We start from the raw sequence: 16444 nt of genomic DNA, 5'->3' as shown, positions 1-16444 counted from the left end.
GGGGGGGGGGGGCGGCGTGTGAGGGCGGAGAGGGTCGGCGGGCGGGGTTAGGGTCGAAGGGTGACCCCGGAACTCTCTGCACGCATCGTCGCGGATTCCCGTGACCGCGTGGCCTGGTTGAGAGCTCGATCCCGGGGCATCACGGCGACCGACGTGGCCGGACTCACCTCCGAGAAGTCGATCGCCAGGGCGGCGGACTCGAAACTCGGTGGCGGACCCCGCTTCGGCGGCAACGCGTACACGGATCACGGCCGCCGACGCGAACCCGAGATCGCGGCCTGGGTGGCGGCCACCCACGGCATCCTCCCCTCGTCCGCGCTGTTCCGCGCCGAAGTCGAGCATCGTCATCTCGCCACACCCGACGGCATCGCGGTCGACGCGGACGGGCGCGTGAAGCTCGCCGAGATCAAGACCACGAACAAGCCTTTCCGCGGCATCCCGCGCACCTACCTCCGTCAGATCTGGTGGCAGCAGCACGTCCTCGGCGCCGAGCGCACGCTGTTCGTGTGGGAGGAGCACGTCGACTTCGCGCCGATCCACGACGAGCCGCGCTGTGTGTGGATCGACCGCGACGACCGCGAGATCGCCAAGCTCGTCGGACTCGCCACCGACCTCATCGATGAGCTCTACCGCCGCACCACAGGCCAGCAGGTTCCGAACCGGATCGTGGACGCCGCCGCCAGCCGCCGAGAGCAGCTTCGAGAGCGCGACGCCTTCCGTGCTCTGGCCCTCGCCGACTGACGAGTTCACCGACTGACGAGTTCGCCGACCGACGAGTTCACCGACCGGCACGACTCACCCGGCACGACTGACTCCCGCCCTGCGTCCGCCGTCCTCAGGTGCAGGTGTTGTTGCCACCGAGGCCCAGCAGACCGCCGACCGCCAGTGTGCGCGTCGCCGCCGGTGACACCCACGACGTTCCCGCGTAGATGCTCTCGACCTTGACGGTGTTCGTCGACCCCAGCAGGCTTCCGAGGAGCGTGTTCAGAAGCCCGGAGCTGATCGTCGACGAGTAGGTGTACGGGCCGGAGCCGCTCTGCGTGACGTTGCTGTTGTCGACGACGACGTTGTTGATCGACAGCCGCTGCTGCACCGTCAGGTACGGCGAGGTCCAGGTGATCGTGAAGCCGGTGAACGTGCCGAGAAAACTCGTGACCGTGCACGAGGTCACCACCGGAGTCGCCAACGTCGACGCCGTGAACGATCGCGTCGCGTACTCGCTGCCGGTGAAGGCGGCATCGGTCATCTGCACCGACGGAGACGAGGCGACGCCGAGGAGCACCGCGAGGCCGACGACTCCGGCGAGGATCCGTGCACGCTCACGAGACCTCATCTCGCACCCCCTGCCCCGAAGCAGCGCGTCGACGGCGGAGCACCAGCACGGCACCGGACCCGATGAGGCCGGCACCGGCTCCGACGATCCACGGCGCCGCGGAGGGAAGTCCCGTCGTCGCCAGGGCACCGTCGGACCCCGCGACCACCGTCTCCCCCGCGCCCTGCGCATGCACGCGGACATCGGTGCTGCCGGCGCCCGAACCGCCCGCGGGATCGAGGACGATGGCGAGGCGGAGGTGTGTCGTCTCGGTATCGGCGACCTGCAGAAGCGGAACCTCGACGCCGTCGCGCGGGATGTCCCACCGTGTGCGCAGGACCGTCGCGTCCACCGGACATCCGCTCTCCGTCCATGCCTCCGCGCACGTCGAGATGTCCAGGAGCAGGTGTGCTTCGCCTGTCGCGCTCACCGCGATCCCGATGACTCCCGGATCCGGCGCGTCAGCACTCACCTCGATGTCCCACTGCACCGGCTGCCCCGGCAACAGGCTGCCTGCCGCTGCCCAGTCCGCGACGGAGACCAGACGGAGAACGGATCCCTGGATGACCTGTGTCGTGGGCGCCGCCCAGGCCGCACCCGGCGTCACGATCACGGCGACAACGAGCAGGACCGCGGCGAGCGCGCGCCTCATGGGCCGTTCCCGTCGGGATCGCGAGCGGCTCGGCGCTGCTCGCGCGGCCAGAAGGCCCATACGACGAGCGACGTCGCCGCGACGGTCAGGACTCCCAGCACCATCGGATTGCCCATCCCGGCGATGATCGACGCGACCCCCGGAACCGCGAAGACCACCTTCCTGACCGAGGAGACCGTGTACGGGAAGGGATCCTCCGCCTCGTTCGCATCCCCTCGCATCGTGATCACCCGCTCCGGCGCACTCGCACCCGCGACGACGGAGGTGACGCGGTGGGTGACGGGAAGCTCCCCCTCGCGGTCGACCGTGACCACATCACCGACGACCACCTCGCTCGCGGGCACGCGCTGCACCACCGCGACGGAACCGGCGGGGATCGTGGGCGACATGGAGCCGGTGCGGAACATGATGAGCGTGATCTGCGCCGTGAAGGCGAGCACGACGAGCAGGATGCAGACGGCGCCGGCGATCGCCGCCGCCCAGAGCAGCACGTCGCCGATCACGCGCCCCGGTCGTATCCGGGAATGTACCCTCGCCGCGGTCGCGTGGGGTTCGACCGCGGCGAGGGACGTCTTGTCCTCCCTCAGGCTCCGCCGTGTGGGGGTCGTCATGTGCTCGTCCTCTCCCTGGCATCGCTGCTACGACGACGTCCCGAGGAACTGCCAGGTCTGCGTCATCGTCAGGCCCTGCGCCGCGTTTGCAGCGGTGAGCGGGAGCGTGACGGCGAAGCAGTAGTTCACTTGTGCGGAACCGTTCGCGGTGACGACCTGCGTCGCGGATCCGCCAGCGGTGAGCGCCGATCCGTCAGCCACGACCGCGGTCCCGGCCGCGTACGTGGTCGCGTTGCAGGTGGTACCGGCGATCGTTCGCACTCCGTAGGTGAGATAGGCGGCGAGTCCCGTTCCCCCCGGAGTCCCCGCCGACAGCTGCAGGGTTCCTGCAACGGACGGGTTCGCTGTCTTGACGCTGAACAACGCATAGGTGGAATTGCCCGGCGCCATGGCGGTCGGAGCGAGCTGGAAGTTCAGGGTCGCGGCCGCGCCGGTGGTCGCGTGGCTCGAGAACGTGGCTCCATCGACGGCTCCGACGATGTCGAACCGGCCCGCGGTGAAGTTCGCTGTTCCGTACTCGGAGTCGTTCCAGGCGGCGAGTGTGGCGGCGGCGCCGATGCCGAGCACGAGCCCTCCCGCGAGAACGGCTCGCAGTCGACGCGATCGAAGTCTCCGCCCCTCCCGCACATCTCTGCGGGTGACCATCACGTACTCAGCTCGTCGACGTGGCCGTGAACTTCCAGGTGGCGTTGGTCACCAGGCTCGGCGTCAGCGACGCATCCGCCGTCACTTTGAAGCAGAGTTGCACGGCCGTACCGGGAGCTGTCGTGGGGCTGCCGACGGCGAGCGTCACCTGCGTCGCACCGGTCTGCGCGTCGAGCGTCGCTCCGGTCGCGATCGGCGTTCCGGTGGCACTCGCCGCGTTGCAGGTCGCGCCGGGTGCGAGCTGATAGATCGAATAGGACAGGTGTCCGGTGTTGGAGCTCGCTGCGGGGTCGGCGGTCGTGCCGTCGGCGACGAGATTGGCTGCCGTCGTCGTCCCGCCGGCCAGACGCACCCAGAATCCGGCGTACACCGAGCTCGTCGGAGACATGTTCCCCACCAGCCCGGCGGGGAGCGTGAACGCGAGCGTGGCTGCACTGCCTGCGGAGTTGTGGTCGGCATACGTGGTGCCGTCCGTCGATCCTTGGAGGTTGAAGGCGCCGGCGGTGAACGTGCCGTTCGCGAACTCGGAGTCGTTCCACACCGCGAGCGTCACCGCTGTGCCGATGCCGAGCACGAGCCCTCCCGCCAGTACCGCGAGGACCTTGCGCTGGGTTGCCTTGGTTGCCATGTCGTTTCCCCCTCAGGAACTTCGAGAACCGCGTGAATGCCTCTGTTCCGGTCCCCCTCAACGACCCCGCATCCGCGCGTTTGCGCCATCCTCTCCCCGCCCCATCCGCAGAACAAGGCGATTTCGCGCAGGAGATTCGCTCATCCCGCGCAGAGTGGAGAGACCTCCGGTAATCGTTGATCTATATCAACGACCAGCGTATAGTTGACGCAGTTCAACCATCTCGCGCGCGCCAGAGCGGTCGCAGCATCCCCTCCTTCTCTCTGCGAAAGGTCAGGCATGACCCCGGATTCTCCTGTCAAGATGACGCATCGCCAGGTGCTCGAAGCCCTCACCGGCCTCCTGCTCGGCATGTTCGTCTCGATGATCGCCACCACGGTGGTCTCCACCTCCATGCCGGTCATCGTGCACGACCTCGGCGGCGACCAGGCCGCCTACACATGGGTCATCACCGCGACTCTGCTCACCACCGCCATCTCGACGCCCATCTGGGGCAAGCTCGCGGATCTCTTCAACCGCAAGCTGCTGATCCAGATCGCCATCGTCGTCTTCGTCGGCGCGACGGCTGCCGCCGGCTTCGCGCAGGACACCAACACGCTCATCGCGTTCCGTGCCATCCAGGGCATCGGCGGCGGCGGACTCGCGGCCCTCAGCCAGGTGATCATGGCCGACATCATCAGCCCCCGCGAGCGCGGCCGGTACATGGGCCTGTTCGGCGCCGTGATGGCCGTCGCGACGGTGGGCGGCCCGCTGCTCGGCGGATGGATCACCGATGTCGCGAACTGGCGATGGAACTTCTTCGTCGCCCTGCCTTTCGCGGTCGCCGCCCTCATCATCCTGCAGAAGACGCTCCATATCAGCACCGAACGCACCCGCAAGGTCTCGATCGACTACGTCGGCATCGTGCTGCTCTCCGCGGCCGTCTCACTGATCCTCATCTGGATCACCAACGCGGGATCGACCTTCGACTGGTGGAGCACGGAGACCGTGCTCATGGTCGGCGGAGCGATCGTCTCGGCCATCGCCTTCATCATCGTGGAACTCCGGGTGCGCGAACCGCTGATCCCGCTCACGCTCTTCCGCGGTCGCACCTTCATCCTCTCGGTGCTCGCGTCGATCTCGATCGGCGTCGCGATGTTCGGCACCTCGGTGTACCTCGCGCAGTACATGCAGCTGTCCCGTGGCGCCACACCGACCGAGGCCGGGCTCATGACCCTCCCGATGATGGCAGGGCTCCTGATCGCCTCGATGGTCATCGGCCAGCTCGTCACGCGGTTCGGCAGGTGGAAGGGCTACCTGATCCTGGGCTCCGTGCTGCTGATCGCCGGATCGGTGATGCTGTCGACCCTGCACTACGACACGAACTTCGCCCTCGTCTCGATCTACATGTTCGTGATGGGCGCCGGCGTCGGCATGACGATGCAGAACCTCGTGCTCATCGTGCAGAACGTCGCCAAGCCCAGCGAGATGGGCGTCGCGAGCTCCGGTGTGACCTTCTTCCGCAGCCTCGGCGGCACGATCGGCGTCTCGGTGATGGGTGCCGTGCTCGCGAACAGCCTCACCGGTCTGTTCAGCGACGGCAAGGAGCGCATCGGAGCAGCGATCGCTCAACTGGGTGACAAGGGTGCGGAGGTCGCAGCCCAGCTGTCCAGCGGAACACTGCCGGAGGTGCGCCTGCTCCCCGAACCGGTGCGCTCGATCATCGAGGATTTCTACGCGCAGGCGATCTCGCACGCGTTCCTGATCGGCATTCCGCTCGCCGTGATCAGCCTTGTGGCGATCCTGTTCCTGCCGAACCGCCCGCTGACCACGATGACGACGACCGAGCGCGCCCACGCGGATGCCGCGAAGGAGGACGACGGCCGTGCGGCAGAGGCATCCGACGTCGCGATCGCCGACGCGGAGGCACTCTCCGGCGCTCCGACGACCGGCGCGGTGGGCGTCATCCATCGCGCCGACGACCATGGAGACGCCTCGTCCGATGTCCGACGCTGACTACACCCCCGGCACCGCCCACACCGCGGACGACGCCGACACCCCGGAGGCGCGGGCCGAAGCGGTCCGCGCCCTCGAGGCGGAGTTCGGTGAGCTGATCACGCACTTCCGCCGCGTGATCACCGAGAACGCGAACCGTGTGAGCCCTGGGCTGCTGCCAGGCGCCTACAAGATCTTCACCACGATCGCACGGTGCGAACAGGTGACCGTGTCCGCACTGTCCGAGCGGATGCTCATGGACAAGGGACAGGTGAGTCGGACGGTGCGTGAGCTGGAGGACCTCGGTCTCATCGAACGCACGGCCGACCCCGCCGACGGACGCTCCTCCCTGCTCGAGCTCACGCCGCTCGGCACGGAGAGGCTGTCCGCAGCCCGACTTCCGCAGGAGGGCATGCTGCTGCGCACGCTCCAGGAGTGGAGCCTCGCGGACATCGGGAACCTCACCCGGCTGCTGCACGCCCTCGGGGCCGGGGTGACGCCGCGGACGAGCGCGGCCGACTGAGCGAAGGAGCCCCGAGCACCCGTCGAGCCTCGTCCGCGACCTCAGCGGCGATCGTGTCGAGCAGCTCCGATCGCAGGTTCCACTGCTGCCAGTAGAGCTGCACCCGAAGCACGGGGCCGCCCAGGGGCACGAGTCCACCCGAATCCTGCAGCACCGGCACCATGCCCCACCCGAGCCCCAGAGCGACCGCCAGCGCGTAGTCGTGTGACGCCGGAACGTAATGACGCGGGACGCCCGCCTGCTCGACCGACATCGCCCTGAGCCATTCATGTTGCAGGGTGTCCCTGCGGTCGAAGTCGACGAACGGCGCTCCGGCCAGCGCCGACGAGGTCGCCCCGTCGGGGAACCAGCGTGCGGCGAACTCCCGCTCGGCCATCGCGCGATACTCGAGCACCCCGAGCGGTGACACGGAGCAGCCGGTGACGGGGGTCTCCTCGCTCGTGACGGCCGCCATCACCGCGCCCGATTCGAGCAGGCGGGCCGTGAAGTTCTGATCGTCGCGATGCAGGTCGAAGTCGATGTCGTGCCGTGCGGAGAGTCGCGCGAGCGGGGCCAGGAACCACGTCGCCATCGAGTCGGCGTTCACCGCGAGAGGCACCGTGATGCGTGGAGAGCCGTCCGGGTCGTCGATGCCCACCCCCGCGAGCGCGTCATGCTCCAGCAGGGAGATCTGTCTGGCCAGACGGACGACGGCCTCCCCCGCCTCGGTCAGGCGTGCGGGTTTGGTGCGCACCACCAGGATGCGGCCGAGCTGCTGCTCGAGGGTCTTCAAACGCTGGCTCACCGCGGACGGCGTGATCTGCAGACGCCTCGAAGCCGCGTCCAGCGTTCCCTCATCGACGATCGCGGCGAGGGTGTTCGCGAGTTCCGGGTCGATACGCACATAAGCCAGGCTAATGGTTCCGTAGGAATCTTCGCTTCTCTTCATGTGTGTCCGTTTCTACGCTGGACACATGCTCACGAATCTCGCCGGCCTCGGACTCGGCCTCTCCCTCATCGTCGCCATCGGCGCGCAGAACGTGTTCGTGCTGCGTCAGGGAATCCGTCGCGAGCACGTCCTGGCCGTGGTGATCATCTGCGCGCTCTCCGATGCAGCGCTGATCGCCGCGGGTGTCGCCGGCCTCGGCTTCGTGATCTCCGCCGCACCCTGGCTGGTCGTGGTCGCCCGATGGGCGGGCGCGCTGTTCCTGCTCACCTACGGAGTACTCGCCGCGCGGAGGGCCTGGCGGGGCGGCGAGGAGCTCGACGTCGACGCGGCGGACTCCGCGTCACTCCGCGCCCCGACCGCGGGAGGCACGACGCCCACGATGACCCGCACACGGCTGGCACCGGTCATCCTGACCACCCTCGCGCTCACCTGGCTCAATCCGCACGTGTACCTCGACACGGTGCTGATGCTCGGTTCGATCGCGGCCACCCACGGTGATCAGCGCTGGCTCTTCGCCGTCGGGGCGATGGCCGCGAGCGTGCTGTGGTTCACCGCGTTGGGCTTCGGGGCACGCTATCTCGGACGATGGCTGCGCACCCCACGGTCGTGGCGCATCCTCGACGCCCTGATCGCCGCCGTCATGATCTCGATCGCGATCAGTCTCGTCCTCCCCGTGCTGGGAGCGTGACGGATCAGGAGGCGTCGATCTGAGCGAGACGCGCGCGGACGAGAGTCTCCAGCACTTCGGTCGGGATCGGATGCTCTGGCTGGAACCGGATGGTGCCCTTGTCGACGCTGGCTCCGGGGTGGTTCCCGAGCGCGTCGGCGACGGCCGCCACAGCATCGGGACTGAACGGGTAGACGCCGATGTGCTTCTTGGCCCGCATCACCGAGAGCAGCGGCTTGCCGTGGTGCACGAGCGCCGGCATCCCGTAGCCCTTGCCCTGCTCCGCATCCGGCACCTCCGTACGCGCGACCGCGTAGACACGATCGATCGCGGCCCGATCGGCCGGTTCGAGGTCCGCGAGATAGTCGTCGATGGTGCCCACGAGGGCATCCTCTCACCGATCCACCTCAGAGGCGAGGGTCGCGCGGGCTCAGCGCCTCTGCTCAGGCACGGTGGAGTTCAGGCACCGTGGAGTTCAGGCACCGTGGAGTTCAGGCACCGTGGAGTTCAGGCACCGTCGAGAGGACGCATGATGCGGGTGAGGAACCGCTGCGTGCGCTCGTGCGTGGGTGCACTGAAGAGCTGGGCAGGTGGGCCCTGTTCGACGACGACGCCGCCGTCCATGAACAGCACGTGATCCGCGGCTTCCCGCGCGAAGCTGAGCTCGTGCGTGACCACGGCCATGGTCCAGTTCTCGTCCGCCAGCTCCTTGATGACGAGCAGCACCTCCCCCACCAGCTCGGGATCCAGCGCGCTCGTCGGCTCGTCGAACAGCAGCAGGTCGGGCTTGAGCGCGAGCGCCCGCACGATCCCGACGCGCTGCTGCTGTCCTCCGGAGAGCTGATGCGGCCGGGCGTCAGACTTGTCGGCCAGACCCACGCGATCGAGGAGGATGAGCGCCTCGGCGACGACCTCGGCTCTCGGTCGACCCTGCACGCGCCACGGACCCTCGATGACGTTCTCGAGGACAGTGAGGTGCGGGAACAGGTTGTGGTGCTGGAACACCATCGCCGACCGGTCGCGCAGGGCGAGCCGCTTCTGCTTCTGCACCCGGGGCGAGGGCTTCACCGCGGGGGCGAAGTCGATCTCGGGCCCGCCGTCGACCACGATCGTGCCGGCGTCAGGCGTCTCGAGACCGTTGAGGGCGCGCAGCACCGTGGTCTTGCCGGAACCGCTGGGCCCGATGAGCACGACGACCTCTCCGCGGTGCAGGGTCAGGTCGATCCCCCGGAGCACCTCGTTGTCGCCGAAGCTCTTGCGCAGGCCGCGGGCGGTGAGCAAAGCCTCTGCGGTGTTGTCAGTGCGCGACACGGCTGTCGAGCCTCCTCTCGAGGGCGCTCTGGCCGAACGACAGCACCAGGCAGAGCACCCAGTAGACGAGCGCCGCAGCGAGGTACAGCACCATGAACTCGTACGTCGTCGAGGCGATCTGCTGCGCCACCTTGAACAGCTCGGTGACGAGGATCAGCGACGCGAGCGAGGTGTCCTTGACCAGCGAGATGAAGGTGTTCGACAGCGGCGGGACGGACACGCGCGCGGCCTGCGGCAGGATGATGCGGGTGAGCGTGCGGGTGCGGTTCATGCCCACCGTGTACGCCGCCTCCCACTGCCCCTGCGGGACCGAGAGGATGGCCGCACGCACCACCTCGGCGCCGTAGCCGCCGACGTTGAGCGACAGCGCGATGATCGCGCTCGGCCACGGGTCGATCGTGATCCCGATCGACGGCATGCCGTAGAAGATCACGAAAAGCTGCACCAGCAGCGGCGTCCCGCGGATCACCGAGATGTAGAACCGCGCGATGCCCGAGAGGATCGGGTTCACCGAGATCCTCATCAGCGCGATGCCGATGGCGATGATCAGCCCCAGGGAGAACGACGCCAGCGCGAGCGGCACCGTCGCTGTCAGACCCGCCCAGGCGATCGGCCCGAGCGAGTCGAGGAACAGCTGCCAGGGACTCTCCATCGATTACTGGGAGACGTCTTCGCCGAAGTACTTCTTGCTGATCTCCGCCAGGGTGCCGTCAGCGCGGAGCTCGTCGAGCGCTCCGTCGACGGCCGTGACGAGAGCTTCCTTGTCCTTGGTGAACGCGAACGCCGACTTGCCCGCCTCATCGGTCTCGGCCGCGATCTTCAGTCCGGTCGGGCTGTTGGTGGTCTCGTAGTCGAGGAAGGTGAGCTTGTCGTTGATGGTCGCGTCGACGCGGCCCTGGCGGAGCAACTCGACCGCCTGGGCCCACCCCTCGACACCCTCGACCTTGGCGCCGGACTCGGTGGCGAGGTCGTTCCAGTTGCTGGTGAGGGACTGCGCGGTGGTCTTGCCCTTGAGATCGGCGAAGGACGAGATCGAGTCGTCGTCCTCGGCCACGACGATCACGCCCGGAGAGACGGTGTACGGGGTGCTGAAGAGGTACTTGGCCTCACGCTCGTCGTTGATCGTGACCTGGTTGGCGATCACGTCGAACCGACCGGCGTCGAGCCCCGCGAAGATCGCATCCCACTGGGTCTCCTCGAACTTCACGTCGAGGCCGAGCTTGTCTGCGACGGCCTCGATGATCTCCACGTCGTAGCCGGTCAGGTCGCCCGCTCCGTTGTCGCCGTGGAAACTGAAGGGACGATACGTGCCCTCCGTACCGACGGTGAGGACGCCGTCCTTCGCGAGGCCGTACTCCGAGCTCGCGGAGCTCTCACCGGAGCCCGAGGTGCTCGCGGGAGTGCTGGACCCGCTGCAGGCGGTCAGGACCGCGGCGGCGGCGACGAGTGCGGTGACGGCGATGAGACGACGGGACATGAACCCTCCTGGGGTGTGAAGCGCGGTGCGAGTTTACGCGACCGTCACGGGAACTCCCCCACAGTACGTGGCGCATGTCGGTTCCCCGCATCCGATGACGTTGCGTTTCGCGGTTCCGACGGGACGCAGAAACGCCCCCGGGCGGACCCGGGGGCGTTTCAGAGAGTCAGACTCAGATGGCGTTGACGTCCAGCGGGATGCCGGGGCCGAACGTGGTCGACACCGCACCCTTCTGGATGTAACGGCCCTTCGAGCTCGACGGCTTGAGGCGGACGATCTCCTCGAGCGCTGCGCCGATGTTCTCGTCGAGCTGCTCGGCGGTGAAGGAGGCCTTGCCGACGACGAAGTGCACGTTGGCGTGCTTGTCGACGCGGAACTCGATCTTTCCGCCCTTGATCTCCTCGACGGCCTTGGCCGGGTTCGGGGTCACGGTGCCGGTCTTCGGGTTCGGCATCAGACCACGGGGTCCGAGCACCTTTCCGAGACGACCGACCTGGCCCATGAGCTCCGGGGTGGAGACGGCGGCGTCGAAGTTGGTCCAACCGTCGGCGACCTTCTGGATGAGCTCGGCGCCGCCGACCTCATCTGCACCTGCGGCGATCGCTGCCTCGGCTGCGGGGCCGGTGGCGAACACGATGACGCGGGCGGTCTTACCGGTGCCGTGGGGCAGGATGACGGTGCCGCGCACCATCTGGTCCGCCTTGCGGGGGTCGACGGCGAGCTTCAGCGCGACCTCGACGGTCGAGTCGAACTTCGACGAGCCGGTCTCCTTCGCGAGGGCGACGGCCTCGGTCGGGGTGTAGAAACGGTCTGCCTCGATCTTCTCGGCGGCAGCCTTGTAAGCCTTGGACTTGGTAGCCATGATTATTCTCCTCAGCCCTCGACCGTGATGCCCATGGAACGGGCGGTGCCGGCGATGATCTTCGAGGCGGCCTCGATGTCGTTCGCGTTCAGGTCGGCCTGCTTCTGCTCGGCGATCTGACGGACCTGGTCCTTGGTGATCTTCGCGACCTTGACGGTGTGCGGGGTTGCAGAGCCCTTGGGGACGCCTGCGGCCTTCTTGATGAGCTCCGCCGCGGGCGGGGTCTTCAGGACGAAGGTGAAGCTGCGGTCCTCGTAGACGGTGATCTCGACGGGGATGACGTTGCCGCGCTGCGACTCGGTCGCGGCGTTGTACGCCTTGCAGAACTCCATGATGTTGACGCCATGCTGACCGAGCGCGGGGCCGATCGGCGGCGCCGGGTTGGCTGCACCGGCGTTGATCTGAAGCTTGATCAGGCCGGTCACCTTCTTCTTCGGTGCCATTCTCTTTCCTTTCATCGAATCGGATACCGGAGCATCCGCTTCTCCCACGGATCCGGCGTTTCCGGAACGTGGTCGTCTGCGCGCCCTTCGACAAGCTCAGGGACCCATGCGGGCTGTCGCACAAACCACACAAGTCTACCTGATCCGGAGCGCAGCGACGGACGTCTCCGGATCCCCCTGCCCCGGTCGGATGTACCAACGCAGAACGGCCGCCCCGAATGGGACGGCCGTTCTCGCTGACGGGTGTCAGATCATCTTGGTGACCTGGTCGAACGACAGCTCGACCGGGGTCTCGCGCTCGAAGAGGGAGACGAGCACCGTGAGCTTGCCGCTCTCGGGCTTGATCTCGCTGATCGAACCGGGAAGACCCGCGAACGAGCCCTCCTTGATCGTGATGGTCTCGCCGACCTCGAAGTCGACCTCTGCGGGCAGCGGACGAGCGACGGCGACGCCGCCCTTCGACGCGATGTTCTTGGCGGTCGGCACGTCCTTGACCTCGACGAGCGACTTCAGCATGTTGAAGGCCTCCTCGAAGCGCAGCGGCGTCGGGTTGTGGGCGTTGCCCACGAAGCCGGTCACACCGGGCGTGTGGCGGACGACGGACCAGGTGTCCTCCGTGAGCTCCATGCGCACCAGCACGTAGCCGGGGATGCGCACGCGGGTGACCATCTTGCGCTGGCCGTTCTTGATCTCGACCACGTCTTCCATCGGGACCTCGACCTGGTAGATCTCGTCCTCGACCTCGAGCGTCGACTTGCGCTGCTCGATGTTGGCCTTGACCTTGCGCTCGAAACCGGCGTAGGAGTGGATGACGTACCACTTGCCCGGGAGCATGCGGAGGTCCATGCGGAAGGCCTCGTACGGGTCCTCCTCCGCGTCGTCCTCGGACTCGGCGTCCTCGCCCGCTGGACGGTCGTCTTCACCGTTCACGTCGGGGCCGTCGTACGGGGTGACCTCGTCGGCCGCCTCCGCCTCCTGCTCGGCGACCTCTTCGGCCACGGATTCGTTGAGAACCTCGGCGGCGGCCTCGGACTCAGCCGCTTCGTCCAGGTTGAGAGCGTCGTTCACGATGGCGTCCGCCTCCGGGTCGTCGATGTCGATGTCGGTGTCAACCACGTCATCCTCTTCGCCGTCCTCGTCTTCGACGTGGACGGCGACGTGCTCAGCCGAGGTGACCGAGAGCTCTTCCTCAGCGAGGACGTTGCCCTCCTGGGCCTCGTCTTCCTCGCTGGACTGCTCAGCGGCGGTCGCCCAGTCGGCGTCGTCGGAATATCGTTCAGACACTTTGCTTCTTCTCCATAGCTGCGGCGCGAGCCGCGGGGGTCATCAGCCAGGGATTCCGAACACCCAGTGCGTCACGAACGCGAACAGCGTGTCCAAGCCGTAGACGATGCCCATGACGATGATCACGAAGACGAGCACCACCCCGGTGAACTTGAACAGCTCCTTGCGAGTCGGGGTGACGACCTTGCGGAGCTCGGCGATGACCTGGCGGATGAACAGGGCGATGCTCCCGAAGAACCGGGAGAAGGGGTTGCCCTTCTTCTCGCGGGTGGCGCCGGCCGCGACGACCTCGCCGCGCGGTTCGTCCTGATCCATCCTGAATGTACCTTTCGTGTGTCAGCGTTGCGCTGACGCGCAGGGCGGACAGGAATCGAACCTGCAACCTGCGGTTTTGGAGACCGCTGCTCTGCCAATTGAGCTACCGCCCTAGAGACCGGGAGGTCTCGGGGTGCTCTCCCCACCCTGCCACCGCGACTGCGACCCGGAGACCCCAGGCACGGCGAAAGAATGCAGAGAACAACTGCCCCACAAGCATACGGCATCGATGCGGCGGCGCCGAACCGGGATGACGATGGCGTGTTCTTGTTAGGCTCGGCGAGCGTATGCAGGAGGAGGGAGCGCCGGTGAGCGCTGAAGTGCAGCAGTTCCAGGTGGATCTGCGCGGAGTCGTCGATCTGCTCAGCCGGCACATCTACTCCAGTCCTCGCGTGTACCTGCGGGAGCTGTTGCAGAACGCCCGCGATGCGATCACCGCCCGCCGGGAGGTCGACGGCGGCGGCGGGCGCATCCGGATCACTCCGCTGACCGCGGAGAACGGCGAGTTCGTGCTGCGCGACGACGGGGTGGGGTTGACGTCCGCCGAGGTCGCCGACCTGCTGGCGACCGTCGGACGCAGCTCCAAGCGCGACATCTTCGACCTCCCGCGCAGCGACTATCTCGGCCAATTCGGCATCGGTCTGCTGAGCTGCTTCATGGTCGCCGACACGATCGTCATCCGCTCCCGCAGCGCCCGCGGCGGCGCTTCGGTCGAGTGGACGGGGAGCGCGGACGGCACGTTCCAGGTGACGGAGATCGACGAGGAGCTGCCGATCGGGACCAGCGTGCATCTCGTCCCGCGGTTCGACGCCGACGAGCTGCTGCGTCCCGCAGCCGTGCGCGAGCTGGCCACGACGTTCGGCGAGTTCCTCCCCGTGCGCGTCACGATCGACACCGCGGCCGGCGATGTCGACATCACCAGGGACGCCCCGTTCCTGCACGCCGCACAGCACCCCGAGGCCGCCGTCGACTTCGGTCGCGACCTTCTCGGTGCGAGTCCGCTCGACGTCATCGAGCTCAGCGAGCCGGCGACGGGCACCCGGGGCCTCGCCTACGTGCTGCCGTTCGCCCCGCCGCCCGGCGCACGCCAGGCGACCCGCATGTACCTCGGCCGGATGCTGCTCTCCGAACGCGTCGACGACGTGCTCCCCGACTGGGCCTTCTTCGTGCGGGCCGTGGTCGACTCCACCGGACTCGCCCCGACCGCGAGCAGGGAATCGCTCGTCGAGGACGCCGCCCTCGAGCGCGTGCGCGAGCAGCTGGGCGCCGGGATCCGCCGCTGGGTGCTGGAGCTGGGGCTGCGCGAACCGCATCGTCTCGCCCAGTTCGTCGCCGTGCACGAGGTCGGGCTCAAGTCGCTGGTGCGCCACGACGAAGAGCTCTCCCACTTCATCTCGCGCTGGCTGACCGTCGAGACCACGCACGGCGCCATGCGCATCGGCGACCTCGTCGAGCGATACCCGCACATCAGGTACGCGCAGACAGTGGACGAGTTCCGGCAGGTGGCAGGCATCTCTCCCGCAGACGAGGTGCTCGTCAACGGCGGCTACCTCTACGATTCCGACCTCATCCGGATGCTGCCGGACCTGTACCCCCACGTCACCGTCGAGCAGGTGGACGTCACGGGCGAACTCGACCGGCTCGACCCGCCGCCCCTCGACGACCGCGACTCCGCGGTGGCGCTGGAAGCCCGTGCCGGTGCGGTGCTCGCGGCGTCCGACTGCTCCGTTGTCGTGCGATCCATCGATCGCCCCGACCTCGCCGCCCTCTACGTGGCCGACCCCGAGGTGCTCAGGGCGATCGACCGCGGCCGCACCAAGGGCATCACCGGATCGCTCTGGGGTGGCGTGCTCGACCGCATCGACCAGACCCTGTCCTCCGCCCGGGAGGAGGATCTGCGCGCCCGACTGTGCCTGAACTGGTCGAACAGGGTGGTGCGCGCCCTGGTGAGGGTGCAGGATGAGGCGGTCTTCGCTCGCACCGTGCAGCTGCTCTACATCCAGGCTCTCCTGGCCGGGCATCACCCGCTCGCCGACGCCGACCGGGCGCTGATGACCAGCGCCCTCTCCGACCTCGTCTCGCTCTCGGCCGGTCTGGAGGGAGACACCCTTCCCTTCGGCGACGCCCGCTGACCCTCCCGAAAGGTTCTGTCCATGGCACGTCCGAAGAAGCGCTTCCAGCAGCTGATCGAGGAGATCGATCGCACTCCCTGGGGTCCCGCAGAGCAGGCCCTGGTCTCCGAGGCAGTGGCCCTCGCGGTGGAGATCGGCGACGAGCGGCTCGAGTACGAGGCCAGGATGCGCCAGACGGCCTCGGCGAACATGAACGGTGCGACCGACGTCATGCTGAACTCGTTCGCGTGGTGCCTCGCTCATCACGACGCGGACCCGCAGCGCTTCCCCGCCGACCTCGACAACGGCGGCGCCGATCTGATGTGGCAGTTCAAGTGGATGGCCTCGTCGCTGAGGTCCTCTCCGGCCTTCTCCCAGGAGCAGATCGCCGCCGTCCTCGACGACATGGAGTCTCACTACCGTGCCGCAGGCCTCGGCGTCAGCGGGGTGCTCACGGCTCGTTTCGAAGACGCCTGGGATGCCGGACGCATGGACGAGGCCGAGGCGCTCCGCGTGCAGCTCGAGGCCACGCCGCGCGACGACCACAGCCACTGCGACGCGTGCGGACGCAGCCAGTTCGCCGGATTCTTCGCCGACACCGATCGCGACGCCGAGGCGATCGTGTTGGTAGAGGAGATGATCGAAGGCGGCTTCTCCTGCGGCGAAGAGCCGGAGCACGCCCTGTCCCGCGTGCTGCTCCC

General features: G+C 67.8%; 19 protein-coding genes, 1 tRNA gene and 1 pseudogene. 6 read left to right on the top strand and 15 right to left on the bottom strand.

Translation table 11 applies throughout. The features are described 5' to 3' along the window. Window positions 1-60: 60 nt before the first annotated feature. A complete protein-coding gene (locus DSP71_RS13600; RefSeq protein WP_046747878.1) occupies window positions 61-741 on the top strand; it encodes a YqaJ viral recombinase family protein in 681 nt (226 codons plus the stop codon). A 94-nt stretch (window positions 742-835) separates the two neighbouring features. On the opposite strand, the gene DSP71_RS13595 is transcribed toward DSP71_RS13600, so the two are convergent. Genes DSP71_RS13595 through DSP71_RS13575 form a run of 5 tightly spaced genes read right to left on the bottom strand, consistent with a single transcriptional unit; the run spans window position 836 to window position 3848 of the window. Beyond that, window positions 836-1333: a hypothetical protein gene (locus DSP71_RS13595; protein WP_113681352.1), complete on the bottom strand. Its 498-nt coding sequence runs from the start codon at window positions 1331-1333 to the stop codon at window positions 836-838. Continuing rightward, on the bottom strand, window positions 1320-1964 hold the full coding sequence (locus DSP71_RS13590; RefSeq protein ID WP_113681351.1) for an LPXTG cell wall anchor domain-containing protein: 645 nt from the start codon (window positions 1962-1964) through the stop codon (window positions 1320-1322). The genes DSP71_RS13595 and DSP71_RS13590 overlap by 14 nt, the downstream gene beginning before the upstream one ends. Next, complete coding sequence (locus DSP71_RS13585) at window positions 1961-2575, bottom strand: signal peptidase I (RefSeq protein WP_113681350.1); 615 nt, start codon at window positions 2573-2575, stop codon at window positions 1961-1963. The genes DSP71_RS13590 and DSP71_RS13585 overlap by 4 nt, the downstream gene beginning before the upstream one ends. A 27-nt stretch (window positions 2576-2602) precedes the next feature. Further along, window positions 2603-3220: a SipW-dependent-type signal peptide-containing protein gene (locus tag DSP71_RS13580; protein WP_061015381.1), complete on the bottom strand. Its 618-nt coding sequence runs from the start codon at window positions 3218-3220 to the stop codon at window positions 2603-2605. 7 nt (window positions 3221-3227) lie between these two features. Continuing rightward, window positions 3228-3848 (bottom strand): SipW-dependent-type signal peptide-containing protein, encoded by a 621-nt coding sequence (locus tag DSP71_RS13575; RefSeq protein ID WP_113681349.1) that lies wholly within the window; start codon window positions 3846-3848, stop codon window positions 3228-3230. A gap of 279 nt (window positions 3849-4127) precedes the next feature. Between DSP71_RS13575 and DSP71_RS13570 the strand changes: the two genes are divergently transcribed. Together DSP71_RS13570 and DSP71_RS13565 are read left to right on the top strand one after the other, a co-directional pair. Next, window positions 4128-5843, top strand: a complete 1716-nt coding sequence (locus tag DSP71_RS13570) for an MDR family MFS transporter (RefSeq protein ID WP_113681348.1) — start codon at window positions 4128-4130, stop codon at window positions 5841-5843. Beyond that, on the top strand, window positions 5830-6345 hold the full coding sequence (locus DSP71_RS13565; protein ID WP_113681347.1) for a MarR family winged helix-turn-helix transcriptional regulator: 516 nt from the start codon (window positions 5830-5832) through the stop codon (window positions 6343-6345). Before DSP71_RS13570 ends, DSP71_RS13565 begins: the two co-directional genes overlap by 14 nt. Here DSP71_RS13565 and DSP71_RS13560 read toward each other — a convergent pair. Next, window positions 6284-7228 (bottom strand): LysR family transcriptional regulator ArgP, encoded by a 945-nt coding sequence (locus tag DSP71_RS13560; RefSeq protein ID WP_179515836.1) that lies wholly within the window; start codon window positions 7226-7228, stop codon window positions 6284-6286. The two genes, DSP71_RS13565 and DSP71_RS13560, sit on opposite strands and share 62 nt — an antisense overlap. 70 nt (window positions 7229-7298) lie before the next feature. Between DSP71_RS13560 and DSP71_RS13555 the strand changes: the two genes are divergently transcribed. Further along, on the top strand, window positions 7299-7961 hold the full coding sequence (locus DSP71_RS13555) for a LysE/ArgO family amino acid transporter (RefSeq protein ID WP_113681345.1): 663 nt from the start codon (window positions 7299-7301) through the stop codon (window positions 7959-7961). Window positions 7962-7965: 4 nt separating this feature from the next. Here DSP71_RS13555 and DSP71_RS13550 read toward each other — a convergent pair whose 3' ends face one another. The 9 genes from DSP71_RS13550 to DSP71_RS13510 all read right to left on the bottom strand — a co-directional run bounded on the left by DSP71_RS13550 (window position 7966) and on the right by DSP71_RS13510 (window position 13745). Beyond that, a complete protein-coding gene (locus DSP71_RS13550) occupies window positions 7966-8322 on the bottom strand; it encodes an iron chaperone (protein ID WP_113681344.1) in 357 nt (118 codons plus the stop codon). 125 nt (window positions 8323-8447) lie between these two features. Continuing rightward, a complete protein-coding gene (locus tag DSP71_RS13545; RefSeq protein ID WP_113681343.1) occupies window positions 8448-9251 on the bottom strand; it encodes an amino acid ABC transporter ATP-binding protein in 804 nt (267 codons plus the stop codon). Continuing rightward, window positions 9238-9903: an amino acid ABC transporter permease gene (locus DSP71_RS13540; protein WP_113681342.1), complete on the bottom strand. Its 666-nt coding sequence runs from the start codon at window positions 9901-9903 to the stop codon at window positions 9238-9240. Before DSP71_RS13540 ends, DSP71_RS13545 begins: the two co-directional genes overlap by 14 nt. 3 nt (window positions 9904-9906) lie before the next feature. Next, entirely contained in the window at window positions 9907-10728 is an 822-nt protein-coding gene (locus tag DSP71_RS13535) for an amino acid ABC transporter substrate-binding protein (protein ID WP_061015299.1), read from the bottom strand. Between the two features lie 172 nt (window positions 10729-10900). Next, on the bottom strand, window positions 10901-11590 hold the full coding sequence (gene rplA, locus DSP71_RS13530; RefSeq protein WP_046747865.1) for a 50S ribosomal protein L1: 690 nt from the start codon (window positions 11588-11590) through the stop codon (window positions 10901-10903). Between the two features lie 11 nt (window positions 11591-11601). Continuing rightward, the gene (gene rplK / locus DSP71_RS13525; protein ID WP_046747864.1) at window positions 11602-12033 is read right to left on the bottom strand and encodes a 50S ribosomal protein L11; all 432 of its coding nucleotides are present in this window, start codon (window positions 12031-12033) and stop codon (window positions 11602-11604) included. A 246-nt stretch (window positions 12034-12279) separates the two neighbouring features. Next, window positions 12280-13317, bottom strand: coding sequence for a transcription termination/antitermination protein NusG (gene nusG / locus DSP71_RS13520; protein WP_113681341.1), 1038 nt, complete (start codon window positions 13315-13317; stop codon window positions 12280-12282). Window positions 13318-13359: 42 nt separating this feature from the next. Then, window positions 13360-13632, bottom strand: coding sequence for a preprotein translocase subunit SecE (gene secE / locus DSP71_RS13515; RefSeq protein WP_017201518.1), 273 nt, complete (start codon window positions 13630-13632; stop codon window positions 13360-13362). A 40-nt stretch (window positions 13633-13672) separates the two neighbouring features. After that, a tRNA-Trp gene (locus DSP71_RS13510) sits at window positions 13673-13745 on the bottom strand. Between the two features lie 174 nt (window positions 13746-13919). On the opposite strand from DSP71_RS13510, the gene DSP71_RS13505 reads away from it, so the two are divergent. Further along, window positions 13920-15764 carry an HSP90 family protein gene (locus DSP71_RS13505; RefSeq protein ID WP_113681340.1) on the top strand — a complete coding sequence of 615 codons (1845 nt, stop codon included), beginning with the start codon at window positions 13920-13922 and terminating at the stop codon, window positions 15762-15764. Window positions 15765-15785: 21 nt separating this feature from the next. Next, window positions 15786-16444: pseudogene (locus tag DSP71_RS13500) on the top strand (hypothetical protein); the annotation flags it as partial.

The sequence above is a fragment of the Microbacterium sp. H6 genome (genome assembly GCF_003314775.1).
In the GTDB taxonomy this organism is placed as follows: domain Bacteria; phylum Actinomycetota; class Actinomycetes; order Actinomycetales; family Microbacteriaceae; genus Microbacterium; species Microbacterium oxydans.
Note: the sequence above shows the minus strand (reverse complement) of the source record. Positions and strands in the feature narration are given on the sequence as shown.

What these genes read in the sequence shown, in the direction of transcription:
- DSP71_RS13595 (WP_113681352.1), bottom strand. Translation starts at nt 1,333, where the DNA reads ATGAGGTCTCGTGAGCGTGCACGGATCCTCGCCGGAGTCGTCGGCCTC.
- DSP71_RS13590 (WP_113681351.1), bottom strand. Translation starts at nt 1,964, where the DNA reads ATGAGGCGCGCGCTCGCCGCGGTCCTGCTCGTTGTCGCCGTGATCGTG.
- DSP71_RS13585 (WP_113681350.1), bottom strand. Translation starts at nt 2,575, where the DNA reads ATGACGACCCCCACACGGCGGAGCCTGAGGGAGGACAAGACGTCCCTC.
- DSP71_RS13580 (WP_061015381.1), bottom strand. Translation starts at nt 3,220, where the DNA reads ATGGTCACCCGCAGAGATGTGCGGGAGGGGCGGAGACTTCGATCGCGT.
- DSP71_RS13575 (WP_113681349.1), bottom strand. Translation starts at nt 3,848, where the DNA reads ATGGCAACCAAGGCAACCCAGCGCAAGGTCCTCGCGGTACTGGCGGGA.
- DSP71_RS13570 (WP_113681348.1), top strand. Translation starts at nt 4,128, where the DNA reads ATGACCCCGGATTCTCCTGTCAAGATGACGCATCGCCAGGTGCTCGAA.
- DSP71_RS13565 (WP_113681347.1), top strand. Translation starts at nt 5,830, where the DNA reads ATGTCCGACGCTGACTACACCCCCGGCACCGCCCACACCGCGGACGAC.
- DSP71_RS13555 (WP_113681345.1), top strand. Translation starts at nt 7,299, where the DNA reads ATGCTCACGAATCTCGCCGGCCTCGGACTCGGCCTCTCCCTCATCGTC.
- DSP71_RS13540 (WP_113681342.1), bottom strand. Translation starts at nt 9,903, where the DNA reads ATGGAGAGTCCCTGGCAGCTGTTCCTCGACTCGCTCGGGCCGATCGCC.
- DSP71_RS13535 (WP_061015299.1), bottom strand. Translation starts at nt 10,728, where the DNA reads ATGTCCCGTCGTCTCATCGCCGTCACCGCACTCGTCGCCGCCGCCGCG.
- rplA (WP_046747865.1), bottom strand. Translation starts at nt 11,590, where the DNA reads ATGGCTACCAAGTCCAAGGCTTACAAGGCTGCCGCCGAGAAGATCGAG.
- rplK (WP_046747864.1), bottom strand. Translation starts at nt 12,033, where the DNA reads ATGGCACCGAAGAAGAAGGTGACCGGCCTGATCAAGCTTCAGATCAAC.
- secE (WP_017201518.1), bottom strand. Translation starts at nt 13,632, where the DNA reads ATGGATCAGGACGAACCGCGCGGCGAGGTCGTCGCGGCCGGCGCCACC.
- DSP71_RS13505 (WP_113681340.1), top strand. Translation starts at nt 13,920, where the DNA reads ATGCAGGAGGAGGGAGCGCCGGTGAGCGCTGAAGTGCAGCAGTTCCAG.